A 17,693-nucleotide genomic window follows, 5' to 3' on the forward strand; every position below is an offset into this window, starting at 1 on the left:
GGAAAAATTCATTTAAACTTATATAGGATCTCTAATTCCTGAATGGAACTATCCCGCTTCACTCCATTGTATTAATATGAGTTCTAAGGGTTAATCGTCACAACACCTGCCTACATTGACTAAAATTTTTGGGTGCTGGTGTAAGAAATCTAGCAAACCTAGCGATACTATTAATCTATTGAAAAAAATGAGTATGGTACAAAAAGCGCAAACGGTTAACATAAGAAAAATAAAAAAAGAAGCTTTGGGCTAAAAAATTTCCAAAGCCTCTCTAAAATTATAATTAAGGTTAGGACAATCCTACGAAAACAACAGCAGTTGAGAGGTCGTCGTTAACATCAATTGTAAAATGAGCAACTGCTGGTTGAGTGATAGTTAAATCACCAGTTGCAGGGTCAAAGATTGTACTAGCGGTACAACTATTGCAGGCAACAGTTGTACTACCTGAACCACTAAATACATTAAATTTAAGAGTAATACAAATAGGAATTGAAACTGGATTATTAAGACATGCCAAAAGAATCCCCCCTTTTCACTCTTTATTCTTATATAGTATGCAGAATATAAATACTAGAAAACGGCAAAAACACTAGATACTATGAAAGTGTATACTTGTCCAATAGAAAATCAACAGTCACTCTCTTCTAAAATAAATGCACCTCATCTCTTCATACTCTTTCAATTCTTCTTAGCCATAAACAAATAGATAGTTGGGATTCATCAAAGGCATACGAGTTAATTTTTATAACGATGCTTCTTCCTGTTCACTTCAATTGATTTTAGTATAGAAACCTGAAACCGATACAAAAAAACAAAATCTATTCAAGTAAAAACACTATCAATCCGAAATCATCCCCTTTTAGATTACTAATATTAGTACAGCCGAATTTCATAGAGTTCTTATATAAATCCACTTTGATTTTTTAATACATAGATTGCTGCTATGCAGAATACAACATGCCCGCTACTTTTGTTTAAAACCTGGCATGTGGCAGGAAAAGGCCCTGACCGCTCCTACGCGCGGCCAGACGCTCTTGTCCTCCCCTAAAAAGGAGGTTTTATGTTAGTTTTTCAATTTGGATATATATAACAGAACCAAAAGGGCTCTCTAAAAAAATCCACCTCTACCCATGGACAATTACTCATTCATTTAAACGCTCATTGAATAAACTATAAATAACAATAGCTAGGCAATCCTTTGTTATTTCGTTTCTTTTACCATAGATTTATATGCATACAACTAACCAAAGCAAGAAACCTAGACATACGCAGAATCAATTTATTTAATAGCTTTCTAGAAAGGAGGTGACTGATATTGTCTTTTCCAATAATCCCAAATATCACACCAAATATCTCTATTAGTACTCCTCAAACGATACCATTGCTTTTAGCTTCCATTGCCTTTGAAGAATTAGCTCTAGCCCACGTTATCAATGCCCAGGCAGAGGAACTTCAATTTGTTTTAGGAACATTAGAAACCGGCATGGTACCTTCCCCTCCAGTGGTTACTTTATCCAATCTTCTTGCTATCGACTCAAGTGTTCAAAGAACCCTTCGTGACGTCATCAAGAAGGAAATGCTATTAGAGTTCAAATTTGAAAATGTATTAGATCTGATTACAAACACTTCACCAGCACCAGTACTTTTAACGCAACAAATTTTCCCCTTTACAGGAGGAATTCAAACAACTACTGTCCCGCCAGGTGCAACTTCTGCAACAATCCAGGCAATAGGAGCGGCAGGTTCCCTTGGAGCTTTTTCTTCACCATCAGGTAAAGGGGCTTTTATACAAGGTGACTTCACTGTCATATCTGGAGAACCACTAGCAATACTAGTTGGAGGTATGGACAGTAATCTAGGTGTATTGGCTGGCGGTGGTGGTGGCGGCTCCTTTGTATGGAGAGGATCCGGATTTGGTGATCTTTCTCCATCAACCCTGCTGGTCGCAGCAGGCGGCGGCGGTGGTGCTGTCGATGTTGTCAACGTTGGCCAAGACGCTTCAACCTCACCAAACGGTACTACTGGTAATCCGCTTGGCGGAAATGGTGGTGCTAACGGCAACGGTGGTGCTGGTGGTACTGACACGACTTTCGGTGGCGGCGGCGGCGGTGCTGGCATCTTCTCAAATGGCGGAACTGGAAGTGCCGGTGCGGGAGGAACTGTCGGCGGTGGTGGCGGTACGAATATTATCGCTGGAGCTGATGGTGGAAGTCCCGGAACTTTCGGAGCTGATGGCGGTTTCGGCGGTGGTGGTGCTGGTGGTGCAAATGGCGGCGGTGGTGGTGGCTACAGCGGTGGTAGCGGTGGCAGCGCCCAAGCCATTGGAAGCTTCAGCGCCGGTGGTGGTGGTGGTTCATTAAATAACGGAACAAACCAAGTGAACACTGCCGGTGCCGGTACAGGAAATGGCGTAGTCGTCATTAAGTTTTTCGGGACTTAGAGTCCTCAACATGTTTATGGATATGGCTATTATCACTAATGAGGTCAGGGGAATCGGATTAAATAAGTTTTAAAAAAAGCACAAAGAATCCGCTCCCCTAAAAATAATACAAATACGATTCGTGAGTTTCATTTTCAAAAGCTGGGCGGAAATATACTCTATAGCTAATCAGAAACCAACGTATCCCCAGACTTTGTGCTTAAAGCCGATGTAGAACAAATTAAAGAAAGAACACTGGAATAAAACAGAAGTTCCCTATACTAGGTTTCTAGAAAAGCAAAGATAGTGAAAATAAGGAAAGTAAAAGGTGATACTATGCAATATTATAGTCAAATTGGTCAGGATAAATATGTAAATGAAAGAATATTTCGTGGAATGGAAAATGGATTTTTTGTTGATATTGGAGCACATGATGGGATAAGTTACAGTAATAGCTACTTTTTTGAAAAGCATAAAAACTGGAAAGGTATTTGTGTAGAGCCATTACCAGAAGTGTATCAATTATTGAGAAAAAATAGGGAGTGTATTTGTATAGAGGGAGCGATATTCTTTGAAGATGGATATCAGGACTTCTTACGAGTACAGGGGCCGACAAACACAGAAATGCTTAGTGGCCTAGTTAATGAATATGATTCCAGGCATAAAAATAGAATAGACATAGAAATTCAAGGTTCTAATGGAAGTTCGGAAGTTATTAAAGTTAAAACATTTCCGTTGCAGTCAATTTTAGATACTCATAATGTTACCCATATTGATTTCTGCAGTATTGATACCGAAGGATCTGAATTGGGTGTTCTTCAATCAATCGATTTTAAAAAGGTAAAGATTGAATGTATCACAGTAGAAAATAATTACCAAACAAAAAATGTGGAAGAATATCTAACAATGCAAGGTTACAGATTAGTAGAAAAATTAGAATATGATGATATATTTCTTCATAGTCAGAGTAAGTTTTCAATCTTGTAGTTAAGAGATTCAGCTACCCCTGCCACTATTTTGGGAGATACTGTTGCAGGGGTTATGGTTAATACATCTCAAACTATCACTTTCTATTATAGCGAACTGACTCTAGTTTACATTTTATATGATTCTAAACTTGAACTACTCCTACCTCAAAGCTTTGCGGACAAGCATCCTGCATCGTCCTATCCATGAGGCCGGGGCTTCTGACCATGAAGGAAACTCGATATAAAATCCATAATCCATGCTCCCCCTATGAAGTAGTCAGGCGTTCTACAATTTCTAGCAATCGGTTGTTAAACTGTACCTCTCCCCAATGGGAGGCGCGTTTTTTCCCTTTATCCACCAAACTTCGACATAACTCATCTTCTGTCCATAGACGCTTTACGCAATGCGCAATTTCAGTTACGGATGCGGGATCAAAAAGTAAAGCCGCATCACCAACCTGATCCGGAATTCCGTAAACACATGATGTTGCCACCGGACACCCCATAACAAATGCCTCCAATTGTGGAATATTTGTCGGCCCAAAAAACGTAGGCATCACCAAAGCTCGTGCACGCCGGTAAAACTCAGGAATATCTTGATTAGATACATGACCAATCAAGTGAACATTGGTTCCAAGATTTAGCTCTTTTACGTATTGCAGAACCTTTTTATAACCATTGTGTTTTGAACCGACTAATACCAGCTTAAGATCCGGAAGTTCCTCTTTTAACAAGTCTATAGCGGAAAGTAGTCCAACATGATTTTTATGCTGCCAAAAATGCGCCGGATAGAAAATAAATTTAGGAGGAAGCTTGTATTTGTCATCAAAACTAGGAGTAGCCTCATACTTGTAGATATATTTTGGAGGGATGTAAGGTAAAATAAAAATTTGATCTTCAGATACCCCATAACACTCCTGAACATGCCTCTTACCCACCTCTGAGTCTACCAATACGCCTTTTGTATACCTGCAAATATTTTGATAGCTCTCTTCCCGCGATTCATATTCGCCGTTTTTGGATACCTCCGGGAACCTTTTTTCATATCGATGCATTAAATCATGAATAGTTGAAAGTACAGGGACTGTTTTTTGATAACCCAAACTCTCTTGAGACGGCAAAATCCACAAATCACATGGGTAATCTTCCAGCAATCGATCTATTGTGGAAGTATATACTTTTATGAATGAATAAGACTTAAGCTCCTTTTCCCAGAATTGGTGCATATAATGGACAACAACCTCGAAATGCTCCTGCGGAAAGGAAGCAACAGCATCAAGTATGTTAAGATTATATTGGTAGGTACCTCCATATTCAGGTGTGCAGCTTAGAAGCACCCTTATTCTTTTCATAATTTTCGCCCCACATAACATACATTCCATGTCTCAAACCCGGGGGATGCCCTTGTCATAAATTCGAAGCACTCTTCCAGTTGGATTCCGGCTCTTTTCAGCATCATATCGATTTCAGGCGTAAACAAATAGCGAATCCGGTGAGATTCTTTAATTTCTTCCACAGTTCCGTTATGTTTATCTTTAACGAACATATGATAACGAACATCAACTACATTTTCATTTTCATATATGGTCGGTTGCGCGATTCGAGTAACAATTATATTATCGTTCTCCAATTCCTTAAGACGAACAGAGGGACGCTGGTTAAGCACAGCAGGGCCATACCAACAGTCAAAAATAAATAGCCCTCCCTTATGGAGATGTTTAGATACGTTTTGGAAGGCTAGCTGCAAATCTTCATTGTTGTGAAGATAACACATGACATGAAATAAAGAAATCGCAGCATCAAAGACTTCAGGCAAACTTAAAGTACATAGATCTCCAAGCTGAAAACGCAGACGTCCGGGAATTTCAGACTTTTGTGCGATAGTTAGCATCGATTCACTTCGATCTACACCTAGTACTTGATACCTTCGCTGAGCAAGGAGATGCGCATGCTTTCCCGTACCACAGCCGAGATCAATTACGGTTACTGCTTCCGGATGCAAACGTTGAATACATTGGTCGACAAAGCTTGCTTCCCCGATGTAATCTTTGTCCTGATATAATAAATTGTAGTAATTGGAATACGAGTTACTAAAAACATTCATTGTATATCTCCCCCTTCTATAATTGTTTTTAGAGCAGACGTAACATGAATCCTTTGCTCAGCTGTGAGGGCTAAACCACTTGGGATATAAAATCCCCTCCGTGCCAGCCTTTCGGCAACTGGATAAGATTCCTTTGAAAACAGCCCCATTCGACGGAAAACCGGTTGCTCATGCATTGGCCAAAAAAAGGAGCGCGTGCCAATATGCTTCTGTTCCAGTTTCCTCATCATTTCATTTGCTGCAAAAGGTACCTCATCCTTCAGCACAATTCCATAGACCCAATAGATATTAGTAGCATAACTATTGAATTCCAGTGGCAGTTGAAAACATCCAATATCCGAGAGCACTGCCGTATAGTGTTTTCCGGTTGTTCGCTTGCGCTGGATGATATCGTCAATCCGCTCCAACTGGGCCAGACCGACGGCTGCCTGAAGATTTGTCATACGGAAGTTATACCCCAATTCTTCGTGAGCATATCGATTCTTCGGATTAAAACAAAGATTACGCGTCAAGGAACAATGTTCTGCCAGCTCCTCAGAATCCGTTAAAACCATCCCGCCTTCTCCAGTCGTGATATGCTTGTTCGCATAAAAGCTAAACGTGCTTATATCCCCCATGCTGCCGCAAAATTCCCCCTTATAGGTTTGCCCGATCGCCTCAGACGCATCTTCGATCACCTTCAAGCGGTATTTCTCAGCCAACCGGAGCACCGGTTCCATATCGACCGGAAGTCCGTAAATATGAACGACCATAATTGCCTTTGTTTTCGGGGTGATTTTTTTCTCGATTTGTCCCACATCCATATTCCATGTAACAGGATCGCTATCAACCAATACTGGTACACATCCTCGGCGTATAATTGCCGAGGCACACGAGATTATTGTAAAGGTAGGAAGGATAATTTCGCTTCCTTGCTCCAAATTCAGCGCAGCAACAGCCAATTCAAGTGCGGCAGTGCCGTTACAAACGGCGATTGCATATTTCCTCCCAACATAAGCAGCCACTTTTTGTTCGAATTTCTTCACAAATGGGCCTTCACCAGAAACCCATCCGGACTTTATACTTTCCACCAAATAGTTTTTTTCATTCCCATTTAATAAAGGTTCATTAACAGGGATAGGCTTGTTCATGGCTCATCCCTCAGAATGACCTGCCTAGAGGAAACTCCCGAAAACCTTGTTTTGTCTCTAGATTCGACATACGGACCTTGCTTTACTTCAATTATTTCCACGTCTTCCAGCACCTTGAAGCCATGGCCTCCGGCTGCGAGCAGAATCGTGTCTCCTGCTGTAAGCAGAACACTTTCTAGATAGATCATATTTTCATCGTAAAAGTCCACTCGAAGCTTCCCCTTTTTTATAAAGAGCACTTCTTGTGTATATTTAACTTCTCGGTGAACTGTATGATGCACATGAGGTCGAATTATTGTTCCTGAGGGATGATTCAAAAAGGCCAGTTGCTGAGAAAAGTCGTAAGGGGTAACAAAATGAATCCCCGGCTGGGAAAAATCCTTCGAGACAATAATCGCAAGCAGACGCTCTTCATATATGATTTCCCGTATCAAGCACCTCACCTCTAATGCTATAAGATATGATAAGATATGTAGAGTAAGGGACCATTATTCCTAAGATAACTCGTTTTTTAAATCTACTTTCTGATCATACATCAGGCAAGCCTTGATATTCTTACTACTTGTGTTGGCGATGTCGGTTCCAATGATAACAAAAAAGCGAAGTCATCTTCTTTAGAAACTCCGCCTCAAATCCTTTCTTAACTACAATATGTTCTTATCTTCTTCTAAATGCATCAGCTGTTTCCACAACCCCTCCGGATTCTGTGATACTATATAATAAAAATATTGATTCAACCATTGATCCGAAACAGAGCCATAATTTTTAATACTTGCTCTAATGATTTCCGGGAGTCCGACGTCAAAATATTTTGTCATGGTCTTGCTATCCTTGTGCATTCTAGAAGTTGCCAGAACATCATCAATAAAACCGATCGGATAGTGTTTAGAAATTCTCATCCATAATTCGTAATCCATGCAAAAATGAAATTGCTCATCTATTTCGCCTACCGTATCAAATACTTCTTTACGTATAAATGCCGCAGGCTGACAAATAATACATCCTTCGTATAGCCGCTTTCGATTAAAAGGCTCAACAGGATAGGGACCAAGCACCTCATTCTGTTCATCCGTATAGTTTGCTCGTCCATACACCATTCCCCATTTCGGGTTTTGCTGCAGAGCGGACACCGCTCTTTTTACGGCATGAGGCATATAAGTATCATCTGAATTCAGCCAACCTATAATTTCTCCTTTTGCCATATCAAGTCCCTTATTAATGGCATGAGATTGCCCCCGATCTTTTTCCGATACCCAGCGAAAACGTTCTCCGAGGTAATTGTATGACTGTAAAATTTCTGCTGTGCTGTCTGTTGACCCTCCATCAATGACGATATGCTCTAAATTAGGATAATCTTGAGAAAGCACACTTTCAATCGTTTCTTGAATAAACTTATCCTGTTGATAGGAAGGCGTAATAATACTAACAAGCGGTTGATCCATGTATATACCTCCTTGTTTTCATTTCATTCTTAATAGGCTTATTTATAGAAGCTTAATTGTTCCTTCCGGCCAATCTTTTAGACGACTGACTGCTACTGAAACATTAGAAGTATGATTACCGATAAAATAATCGCATTTCATGGCTAGATACGTATCTCTAATAATATCTACACCTTTCTGTATTGTACTATAATAAGGTACACCACCATTATGCACAGAAACATGATCATAAGGTGTTCGCTGGCAGTTAGTATAAATTAATTTATTACCATACAATCCTTTATATCTTGTCAAAATACTCTCAGAATCTGTTAGCAAAAAAATAGATGCTGTCGGATTATTTATTAGATAATGATCAATTTCTTGCGGATATAAGTCATTAACCTGATATAAATCCGGACGCTCATTAATTTTGTCGCTACCACGAATATGCACTCCTAAAATAGGATATTTATTTTCCGTATTTTTAAGATAAAAGTCTTCGATTTCAGCAGATAGATAAGGTTGCAATTTAAAGTATTTTCGATAAAGATAGTCATATACATCTTTAACCCCCAAACCATATGCCGGGTGACCTTCTTTAATCCATTGTGTAAGATAGTCTACATAAATGTGCACATTACTTACCAACACATTTTCAGGTCTACTAAAAACACTAGCTATAGCTACATACTCCAAATCTGTTAAATCTTTTGTACCTGGAAAACGTAAATTACTATAATTCCATTTTGATGGATAGCAGGTATAATTTTCTTTTTCAAGATCGTAAACGGAATAATTTGATACAGGCAAAAAATACATTGTAAATGCATCTTTAACGAATGGAGCCTCAGAAGCATACAAAGAATCGGCTCCCCAAAAAATAACGGGAATGCGGTCGGTGAGTTCAGCGATTAAAAGTTGACCGGCAACATGTGATATATCTGACCAGAAACCGTTTTCCCAAGCTTTGATTAACAAAAAGCGATTACTTTCGTTCACAAATATTCCTTCCCTTTATATTATATTGTATTGTATTGTATTACTAAGTTTTCTCGTCTTAAAGTTCTTTAGTAATTTCATTCGATACTGATTATATGCTGTCAATTTTTCAATACTGAATAAGCTTAATTGTCCCTGCCGGCCAATCTTTTAGACAACTAACCGCTACAGAAACATTAGAATAATCGGCACCAATAAAATGATCGCATTTCGTGGCAAGGTACGTGTCTTTAATAATATCTATACCCTTCTGTTGTTTGTTACAAAAAGGTAATCCTGCATGCACTGAAAAATTTTCATCAGATGTTCGTATGGAGTCGGTATAAATTAATTTATTACCATATAACTCTCGATATCTTGCCAAAATATTTTCACTATCTGTAAGCAAAAATATAGCAGCCGTCGGATTATTTTGTAGATAATTATCAATTTCAAGAGGATATAAGTTATTAAGCTGATATAAATGGGGAAACTCGTTAATTTTGTCACTGCCACGAATATGCAGCCCTAACAAAGGATGTTTATGCTTCATATTCTTAAAGTAAAAATCTTCGATTTCAGCAGATAAATAAGGTTGTAGTTTCAAATATTTTTGATACAGATAGCTGTATGCATCTGGATACCCCATACGACATGCTGGGTGACTTTTGTTAATCCATTGTGTAAAATCGTGTACATAAATGTGACGGGTACTTACCAATACATTTTCTAATTTAGTAAAATAATCAGCTACATTGACTACATCATGAATATCCCTCAATCGTAAATTATCACGATTCCATCTGGATGGATAATATGTGTAATACTCATGTGCAAGATCATCAACGGAGTAATTTGATACAGGCAAAAAATACATCGTAAATGCGTCTTCAAACAGCGCATGTTCAGAAGCATACAAAGAACCTTCTCCCCAAAAAGTTACAGGAATACGACCGGTAAGTTCTGCGATCAAAAGCTGTCCGACAACATGCTCTACATCTGACCAGAAACCGCATCCCCACTCTTTGATTAGTAAAAAACGATTATTTTCGTTCACAAACATTCCTTCCCTTTATATATCTATGTCTTACCTTTCTTACTTAAAGCGAATTTAGTGACTTATTGAATATGCTGAACTTATTCTAGTGCTGAATAAGCTTGATTGTCCCTTCCGGCCAAGCTTTAAGGCGAAAGACCGCTAAGGAAACATTAGAATAACTGGCGCCAATAAAATGATCGCATTTCGTAGCGAGATAAGTATCTGTAATAATATCAATACCCTTCAGCCTTGTCGGATAATAAGGTAACTGGTGCAGAGGAATAGTATCATAAGGTGTTCGCATACTGTCAGTACAGATTATTTTATCACCATATAACTCTTTATATTTTTCTAAAATACTCTCGGAATCTGTTAACAAAAGAATGGATGCCGTTGGGTTATTTTTTAGATAGTTATCAATTTCTTGCGGATATAAGTCATTGAGTTGAGATAAATTCGGAATTTCATCAATTTTGTCACTGCCACGAATATGCACTCCTAAAATAGGGTGCTTATTTTTCATATTCTTAAGATAAAAATCTTCGATTTCATCGGACAGATACGGTTGCAGTTTAAAATATTTATTATACAGATAGCGGTGTATATCATGAAACTCTAAACCATATACTGGGTGACTTTCGTTAATCCATTGGGTAAAGTAAAGTATAGACATGTGAACATTACTTACTAGTACATTTTCAGACCTGTTAAAAAGGCCAGGTATATCTTGTGCACCTGAAAAATCTAATTCACCTGGCAAGCGTAAATTATTTCGATTCCATCTTGATGAATAGTAGGTGTAGTTTCCTTTTTCAAGATCATAAACGGAATAATTTGATACAGGCAAAAAGTACATTGTAAATGCATCTTTAACTAATGGAGCCTCAGAAGCATACAAAGAATCGGCTCCCCAAAAAATAATAGGAATGCGGTCGGTGAGTTCAGCAATTAAAAGTTGACCAGCAACATGCTCCATAGCTGACCAGAAACCGCATTTCCAAGATTTGATTAGTAAAAAACGATTACTTTCAGTCACAAAGCTACCTCCCCATTCGTAGATATTTGAATATTTTTATCCGGTTTACTTAAGTTTCTAGAATTTTATCAAGCTGTACTATCAATAAAAGTTAAGCTTCTTGGACTATATGACTGAAAACTTACTCTTGTTATAAAGAAATATATCATCAAATGGTAATTTTTCTACTAACCTGTAACCCTGCATTGTTAGAAATTCTTGCACACTTTTCTCTTGATAATTATTTTCTGCTACAATACATTCAATCTTCACCTTTTTAAAATCGATTGACTGAAGAATTGCTAATTCCGCTCCTTCGCTGTCAATACTTAATAGATCAATATGAGTGACATTGTGATCATCTAAAATAGATTGCAGGGTATATGTTTTAACTTTGATAACCTTACAACTCCCACCACGCTCTTGTAAGTCCATATCTATTCTTTTTTTATCCCTGAAATCAAATTTATCAACCAGGCCACTAAGCATTTCTACTGGTCCTTGTATCTGCAAAAAGTCTTGATATCCATTTTCATTAGATATTGCTCCTTCTATACAAATGCACTTCCTATTTTTACTCAATAATTCAAATACTTCTGGTATTGGCTCAACACAAATCCCATTCCAATTTTTGTGCTGTTCAAAGAAATAGCTGTTACTGAGATGTATTCCATTATGAGCCCCAATGTCGACAAAAAATCCGTTTTCCATTCCCTGGAATATTTTTTCGTTCACAAATTTATCCTGGCCAATCTGGCTATAATATTGCAATCGTCAGCCCCCCACTTCAATATGCTTTCGTTACCTCTAAATCCTACTTCTATTCTTGTAACCTAATATAAGGTGCTTCTGTTTCACCCTATATATATCCATTTTAATTTTTCGACATCTTTGTCTAGCTCTGCTATGCAAAATACAGCATGACCAGCTACTTGCTTTCTCCTTTTGTTTTAAACATTGCATGTGGTAGGAAAAGGCCCTGACCGTTTCTATACGCAGCCAGATGCTCTCGTTCCCCCTAAAAAGAAAGAGGTTTTTAACTTATATATAGTGTCCTTTACTTAATCCGTTCCAAGTCAGCGTCAACCATCATTTGGATCAATTGTTCTAAGCTGGTCTTAGCTGTCCAGCCTAATTTACTCTTGGCCTTGGTCGGATCCCCAAGAAGTAAATCCACTTCTGCAGGACGGTAAAGCTTTGGATCTATAACAACGTAATCTTGATAATTTAATCCCACATAATTGAAGGCGATTTTACACATTTCTTCAACTGTTGTGGTTCTTCCAGTTGCAATTACATAATCATCCGGTGATTCATGTTGGAGCATTAACCACATCGCTTCCACATAATCCCCAGCAAAGCCCCAATCTCGCTTTGCATGAATATTTCCTAAATGAAGTTCTTTTTGCTTTCCAGCAACAATCCGAGCTACAGCGTCGGTGACTTTTCTCGTGACAAACTCAATTCCTCTAAGCGGTGATTCATGATTGAACAGAATTCCATTGCAGGTAAACATGTCGAAACTTTCTCTGTAATTTTTCGTCATCCAGTAACCAAAAACCTTAGATACGCCATAAGGACTTCTTGGATAAAAACGAGTTTCTTCTGTCTGTTCAGGCTGCTGGATCATTCCGTACATTTCACTGGAAGAAGCTTGGTACATTTTAATTCCAGGATCGATTTCTCGAATAGCTTCCAATATGTTCAGGGCACCAATACCTGTGACTTGTGCCGTCAAAATCGGTTGCTTCCAGGATGAAGCGACAAAACTTTGTGCTGCTAAGTGATACACTTCGTCAGGTTTTGTCAGTTTTAAAGCTCTTAAGAGCGATGGGAGATCAGTCACATCTCCTTCCACGTATTCCACCTCATCAGTTATGTTCAAGAAATCTAATCTCCAGGATGTGTTGGAACTGCGCCGCGGAAACAAACCGGCCACTCGATATCCTTTATCCAAAAGGAATTTTGCTAAATAAGCACCATCCTGCCCTGTAATACCAGTAATAAGAGCTGTTTTCATACGAATGAACCTCCTCCTATTAAATCGAAACATCACACGTTTTTATACATCTATGATTCTAAGAAACTAAAAAAGTTTTGCTGAACAAGATCCACTTTGCTTCGTTATAAAAATTTTAATCCCCTATTAAAAGAACTATATTTCCGAATAACAAGTTCTCATCATGAGCCGGATCTTCTCCTGAAAGTCCTTATTTTCTCGCTCCATGTTATTGGCAATATAGACGAGATGCTCAATTGCAGATTTATAGTTTTTTTGTCTAATATAAATGACTGCTACATTGTACCTTGTCATACTTAATGAGGGGTATACGGATAAAATGTTCAGATATATCTCTAATGCATCATCGATCAGATTTTCTGCATACAGTTCATTTCCATGTTCTAGCTCTATTTTAATGATATCCTCCGTGGTTGATTTCGGATTCAATCCCTTCTGAGCTAACTGTTTCATTCTATCGGAAACGGCCTGTGCGCTCTTTTTCCAAGTAAATGAGGATAAAATCTGCTTACTGGCTTTCTGCCCTTTCTCCTTAACCAAGGTACGATTCTCGTAGGCAAATCGCATTACCTTCTGCAAATCACTCCTGTCAATCGATAGCCACCATGGATAATCTACCGTATCGAGATTACTTACTTTTTTCTCTGGTAAAGCAACTTCCTTTGAGGAAACGAAGAATGCTGTTTCTTTGTTACAAAAATCCCGACACGATCCTTTATCCGGTACAATTACCGGGATGCCGCAGGCCATTGCTTCTGCAATGGGCAACCCAAATCCTTCTCCCCTATATGGATGAACTAAACAATCACACGCTTTATACAATCCCGCCAGCTCCGCTTCCGAAAATTCCTTATCCATGTATACAATACGTGGATTACTTGGATTAGACATTGCTTCAAGGATCATTTTCTCGAGTGTTATTCCTTTGTAAAAAGATTGAGTCCCAGTATCTTTGATGAACAAACAAACATCATCTTCTGCAGTAAATTCATTAAGATAGGCCTGAAGCAGAATATCGATTCCCTTGCGGCCAATTGTTCCCCCAACGAATAGGAAGCGAAAAGAGGATGGTTCCAAAGCTAGAGCTTCAACACCGTTGTGAAATACTTTTTCATCTACACCAAGGGGAATCACATGAACTTTGTTTTCGGGAATGCCGCAGCGTATGTAGCTTTCCTTGTTGTATACGCTGTAAACCCAGATTTCATCTATCCAATACTTCATAGGGATATACCACTCTCTGGGGATTGCACCATATTCCCATGGTTGCATACAAATCCAATGCCTGCTTTTTGGCGTCGTCCAATCGGGTGGCCACTGGTGAACAATTGTAAAATCTGCTTCAGGAAAAGGCAAGAATCTCTCCTTTCCTCCTACTGCTGTAAGAGATTGAAAAATCATCCTCTCTGACTCAGGCACCTTTATTCTAAGGTCAATTTGATGATCTTGCTGAAGATATTTACAAATACTCCGGTTTACGATTGCAAGACTATAATCGGCAAATTGAGGGCCAATCCAGTTTATTTTGAATGTTCCTATTTTCAACGCTATCCTCCTCGATTTTGATTCTGTCATTTCTTCATCACCTTTTTATTATATTAAACATGGTTGAATAAGTTTCCAAAAAAGCACTTTTACCCAGTTGAAATCATATGATGGAAACTGACCATTTAATTTCATGTTATAAGGGAGGAAAGGAATAATGAATTTGCGCCGACTGTCATTGTGTATGATTGTAAAAGATGAAGAGGATTGTATCGGCAAGTGCTTAAACAGTATAAAGGATGTTGTAGACGAGATGATTATTGTAGATACAGGTTCTTCGGACCGAACCGTTGAAATTTGTAAATCATTCGGGGCTCAAGTTTTCGACTTCCCCTGGAATGGAAGCTTTTCAGCGGCCCGCAACTATGGTTTGGAGCGTGCAACGGGGGATTGGATTTTATGGTTGGATGCAGACGAAGAGGTAGACTCCTCTGATGCATATAAATTTCGTAATGTCCTCTACTACGATGACTATCTCCTGTCCATTCATTTAATTAATTATTATGGTGATCTTCCAGATCCAAATAAAACATTCGATATTGCTCATACTCGTCTTTTCCGGAATTATAAAGGGTTTAAATTTATAAATAATATACATGAAATGCTTAACGCAGATGAAGTTCTGACGGAAAAGGACAAAACTCAGGCCATCAAAACTGTTCCAATTAAGGTATATCATTACGGATATTTGGATTATGTGAATAAAAATAAAAAGAAATTTGAACGTAATCTTGCAATGTTAAAAAATGAACTCGCCCAAAAAGATCACAGCCCTTGGATCGATTATCATATTGCAAGTGAATATTACCGTGTAGAGCAATATGACAAAGCATTCGATCATGTCAATCGTTCCATTAGAGGTTTCTTGCAGGAGCTAAAAACACCGCCTTCCCTGCTGTACAGACTAAAGTATTCGATATTGATCGCCTCAGGGAGCATTGATGGAGCATGGCCCGGCATCGACAGAGCGGTTTCTCTCTATCCAGATTATGTAGATTTACACTTTTATAAGGGCTTGATCCTATACATCAAAGAATCGTATGAAGAAGCATTGGAGACATTTGAACACTGCCTTACATTGGGCGAAGAAAATTTACATCATCTTACGCTAAAGGGATTAGGTAGCTTTCAAGCTTTGTATTATATAGGCTGCTGCCTTGAAAAGCTCGGACAAATCGAGGCTGCTGCAAAGTCTTACACACTGGCTTCAAGTCTGTCACAAACATTCGATTCCCCTGTAGAGGCTCTACGTAAACTGAAGATAAAGCACCAAGATATTTTCAAGGAATTGGAATTACCAGCAGATTCAGATGTTTAAACTCTAATCACTACAGGGCTGTCTATCGATACTCTATAATTAAATTAACAATTTTAGAAAAAATAGTGTACTAGCCGTGTCTTTCAAAGGTACTAAATAATAATATGTTATTAGTACTGAAGAAAGAGAGGTGATACAATGTCTTTCCCGATAATTCCCAATATTACACCTACCATTTCAATTACTACTCCACAAACTATACCATTACTTTTCGCTTCCATTGCCTTTGAAGAACTAGCTCTAGCTCACATCATCAATGCCGAAGCAGAGAAGCTTCAATTTGTTCTCGGAACATTACCGCCAGGAAGTACTACGCTTTCTCCTCCGGTAGTTACGATATCCAATCTTCTTGCTGTTGACTCGAGTGTTCAAAGAACACTTCGTGATGTCATCAAGAAGGAAATGCTATTAGAGTTCAAGTTTGAAAATATACTAGATTTACTAGCGAGCAGTGCTACTTCTACACCAGGAAGCATATCAATCAATCCTGTTACCGGTGCAACGTGTGGTGTAACTCTTCCTATTTCAGGTACGTTGCTTACTGCCCTTGGCCTTCCGTTAGTAGGTGCACAAGTAACTCTTGCAGTAACTGGTGCTACACCGGGTGCTAATGTAACTTTCTCGACTACAACACCTATTACAGATTTGGCTGGTAACTTTAGCGTTTTAGGAACATTTATTGGTGTATCAGGTTCAAACTCTGTAACAATAACAGCTACCGCTACTTCATTAGGAGTTACAGTTACTACCTCTCAGACTATTACTTTCGTTTGTCCGTAATTCTAGAATATATTTCAATGAACTCAGAAAGGATATCCGTTTTTTCTCCTTCAGAGGGCAAAACTGTTTTAGTCTGCAAGCTGACGCCTGTATTCCGCAGGCGTCAGCTTATTATAGTTAAAATCCACTTCGCAACACACCAAGAACTTAACGTAGTTCTCAGACAGAATATCTCTACCACTTAGTATCCCTTCGTTTTCCCCGTTATTCTCCTCGAAACAGCTTGCAACTTTATCTCAAACAAATAAGTTTTTTATCGTTATATAAAAATATAACTAAAAGATACATAGATTACCATGGGTTTTTATCTTTCTCTATCTTAAGGGATGCATACCTTGAATTAGATAAATCATTTTCATTTTTCGACATATAAGTCGCTGCTATGCAGAATACAACATGACCGCTACTTGCTTTCTCCCTTTGTTTTTAACCATTGCATGTGGCAGGAAAAGGCCCTGTCCGCTTCTACATACGGCCAGATGCTCTCGTCCCTCTAAAAGGAAAGTTTTTTCAATTTGCATTTATATACATAATCTAGTAAATACGTATAAAAATATATTTAAAAATCTTGCCCTTTTTCCAAATTCATATCATAGCTCCCTTTAGAAACGAGAAATGATTGTGAAAAAGCTTTTATAATAGACAAGAAACAGCCAAGGCTTTTTTCAAGAAGCGCTTGGCTGTTTTTATATATCTTATTTTACTGGAGGACAGGTCAACCGTATTGCTTTTCGAATTAGTCGCACAATACAAGTACATCCGTTGACCTTTAACTTTATAATATATATTTCATCCGTCCTCCTTAATAATCCCAGAAATTCGGATGAATATATGAATTCATTTTTATCCCGCTATTTGTGGGCAGTAAGACCCCCACCTCAAGATTCAGAGAGAAGCAAAGAAGATAGGTGGGGGTCTTACTGCCCGTAAAAGCCCGATTGGGCGGGCTTTCC

The 17,693-nt window shown here is 38.5% G+C and carries 16 protein-coding genes and 1 pseudogene; 4 read left to right on the forward strand and 13 right to left on the reverse strand.

The annotated features are described in order from the left end of the window. Window positions 1–289 precede the first annotated feature (289 nt). Complete coding sequence (locus tag BM350_RS07990) at window positions 290–517, reverse strand: hypothetical protein (protein WP_090915076.1); 228 nt, start codon at window positions 515–517, stop codon at window positions 290–292. A 798-nt stretch (window positions 518–1,315) separates the two neighbouring features. On the opposite strand from BM350_RS07990, the gene BM350_RS27840 reads away from it, so the two are divergent. Next, a complete protein-coding gene (locus BM350_RS27840; RefSeq protein WP_175483377.1) occupies window positions 1,316–2,440 on the forward strand; it encodes an alpha-helical endospore appendage domain-containing protein in 1,125 nt (374 codons plus the stop codon). 315 nt (window positions 2,441–2,755) lie between these two features. Further along, window positions 2,756–3,406, forward strand: a complete 651-nt coding sequence (locus BM350_RS08000; RefSeq protein ID WP_090915074.1) for an FkbM family methyltransferase — start codon at window positions 2,756–2,758, stop codon at window positions 3,404–3,406. Between the two features lie 247 nt (window positions 3,407–3,653). Here BM350_RS08000 and BM350_RS08005 read toward each other — a convergent pair whose 3' ends face one another. The 11 genes from BM350_RS08005 to BM350_RS08055 form a co-directional block, all read right to left on the reverse strand. After that, window positions 3,654–4,739, reverse strand: a complete 1,086-nt coding sequence (locus tag BM350_RS08005; RefSeq protein WP_170857666.1) for a glycosyltransferase family 4 protein — start codon at window positions 4,737–4,739, stop codon at window positions 3,654–3,656. After that, window positions 4,736–5,491 (reverse strand): class I SAM-dependent DNA methyltransferase, encoded by a 756-nt coding sequence (locus BM350_RS08010; RefSeq protein WP_090915070.1) that lies wholly within the window; start codon window positions 5,489–5,491, stop codon window positions 4,736–4,738. Before BM350_RS08010 ends, BM350_RS08005 begins: the two co-directional genes overlap by 4 nt. Further along, window positions 5,488–6,621, reverse strand: a complete 1,134-nt coding sequence (locus BM350_RS08015; RefSeq protein WP_090915068.1) for a DegT/DnrJ/EryC1/StrS family aminotransferase — start codon at window positions 6,619–6,621, stop codon at window positions 5,488–5,490. Before BM350_RS08015 ends, BM350_RS08010 begins: the two co-directional genes overlap by 4 nt. Further along, entirely contained in the window at window positions 6,618–7,055 is a 438-nt protein-coding gene (locus BM350_RS08020) for a cupin domain-containing protein (protein WP_170857667.1), read from the reverse strand. Before BM350_RS08020 ends, BM350_RS08015 begins: the two co-directional genes overlap by 4 nt. A 210-nt stretch (window positions 7,056–7,265) precedes the next feature. Further along, the gene (locus BM350_RS08025; protein ID WP_090915064.1) at window positions 7,266–8,063 is read right to left on the reverse strand and encodes a glycosyltransferase family 2 protein; all 798 of its coding nucleotides are present in this window, start codon (window positions 8,061–8,063) and stop codon (window positions 7,266–7,268) included. A 42-nt stretch (window positions 8,064–8,105) separates the two neighbouring features. Beyond that, window positions 8,106–9,044, reverse strand: a complete 939-nt coding sequence (locus BM350_RS08030) for an O-fucosyltransferase family protein (protein WP_090915062.1) — start codon at window positions 9,042–9,044, stop codon at window positions 8,106–8,108. Between the two features lie 109 nt (window positions 9,045–9,153). Continuing rightward, window positions 9,154–10,086 carry an O-fucosyltransferase family protein gene (locus tag BM350_RS08035; RefSeq protein WP_090915060.1) on the reverse strand — a complete coding sequence of 311 codons (933 nt, stop codon included), beginning with the start codon at window positions 10,084–10,086 and terminating at the stop codon, window positions 9,154–9,156. A gap of 79 nt (window positions 10,087–10,165) precedes the next feature. Then, window positions 10,166–11,098 (reverse strand): O-fucosyltransferase family protein, encoded by a 933-nt coding sequence (locus BM350_RS08040; protein WP_090915059.1) that lies wholly within the window; start codon window positions 11,096–11,098, stop codon window positions 10,166–10,168. Window positions 11,099–11,203: 105 nt separating this feature from the next. Next, window positions 11,204–11,848, reverse strand: coding sequence for an FkbM family methyltransferase (locus BM350_RS08045; protein ID WP_090915057.1), 645 nt, complete (start codon window positions 11,846–11,848; stop codon window positions 11,204–11,206). A gap of 286 nt (window positions 11,849–12,134) precedes the next feature. Beyond that, complete coding sequence (gmd, locus tag BM350_RS08050) at window positions 12,135–13,097, reverse strand: GDP-mannose 4,6-dehydratase (protein WP_090915055.1); 963 nt, start codon at window positions 13,095–13,097, stop codon at window positions 12,135–12,137. Window positions 13,098–13,232: 135 nt separating this feature from the next. Continuing rightward, the gene (locus tag BM350_RS08055) at window positions 13,233–14,672 is read right to left on the reverse strand and encodes a glycosyltransferase (RefSeq protein WP_090915053.1); all 1,440 of its coding nucleotides are present in this window, start codon (window positions 14,670–14,672) and stop codon (window positions 13,233–13,235) included. A gap of 127 nt (window positions 14,673–14,799) precedes the next feature. Between BM350_RS08055 and BM350_RS08060 the strand changes: the two genes are divergently transcribed. Both BM350_RS08060 and BM350_RS27995 read left to right on the forward strand, forming a co-directional pair. Beyond that, window positions 14,800–15,960 carry a glycosyltransferase family 2 protein gene (locus BM350_RS08060; protein ID WP_090915052.1) on the forward strand — a complete coding sequence of 387 codons (1,161 nt, stop codon included), beginning with the start codon at window positions 14,800–14,802 and terminating at the stop codon, window positions 15,958–15,960. Between the two features lie 138 nt (window positions 15,961–16,098). Then, on the forward strand, window positions 16,099–16,740 hold the full coding sequence (locus tag BM350_RS27995; protein WP_348272196.1) for an alpha-helical endospore appendage domain-containing protein: 642 nt from the start codon (window positions 16,099–16,101) through the stop codon (window positions 16,738–16,740). Between the two features lie 654 nt (window positions 16,741–17,394). Here the strand turns inward: BM350_RS27995 and BM350_RS08070 are convergent. Continuing rightward, window positions 17,395–17,523 (reverse strand): annotated as a pseudogene (locus tag BM350_RS08070) (DDE-type integrase/transposase/recombinase); the annotation flags it as partial. Window positions 17,524–17,693: the final 170 nt, after the last annotated feature.

Source organism: Bacillus sp. 103mf (genome assembly GCF_900116295.1).
GTDB classification, from domain to species: domain Bacteria; phylum Bacillota; class Bacilli; order Bacillales; family Bacillaceae_G; genus Bacillus_A; species Bacillus_A bruguierae.

Bases quoted from the DNA above. Each gene is read 5' to 3' on its own strand.
- BM350_RS08000 (WP_090915074.1), top strand. From the start codon at position 2,756: ATGCAATATTATAGTCAAATTGGTCAGGATAAATATGTAAATGAAAGA.
- BM350_RS08005 (WP_170857666.1), bottom strand. From the start codon at position 4,739: ATGAAAAGAATAAGGGTGCTTCTAAGCTGCACACCTGAATATGGAGGT.
- BM350_RS08010 (WP_090915070.1), bottom strand. From the start codon at position 5,491: ATGAATGTTTTTAGTAACTCGTATTCCAATTACTACAATTTATTATAT.
- BM350_RS08015 (WP_090915068.1), bottom strand. From the start codon at position 6,621: ATGAACAAGCCTATCCCTGTTAATGAACCTTTATTAAATGGGAATGAA.
- BM350_RS08025 (WP_090915064.1), bottom strand. From the start codon at position 8,063: ATGGATCAACCGCTTGTTAGTATTATTACGCCTTCCTATCAACAGGAT.
- BM350_RS08035 (WP_090915060.1), bottom strand. From the start codon at position 10,086: ATGTTTGTGAACGAAAATAATCGTTTTTTACTAATCAAAGAGTGGGGA.
- gmd (WP_090915055.1), bottom strand. From the start codon at position 13,097: ATGAAAACAGCTCTTATTACTGGTATTACAGGGCAGGATGGTGCTTAT.
- BM350_RS08055 (WP_090915053.1), bottom strand. From the start codon at position 14,672: ATGACAGAATCAAAATCGAGGAGGATAGCGTTGAAAATAGGAACATTC.
- BM350_RS08060 (WP_090915052.1), top strand. From the start codon at position 14,800: ATGAATTTGCGCCGACTGTCATTGTGTATGATTGTAAAAGATGAAGAG.
- BM350_RS27995 (WP_348272196.1), top strand. From the start codon at position 16,099: ATGTCTTTCCCGATAATTCCCAATATTACACCTACCATTTCAATTACT.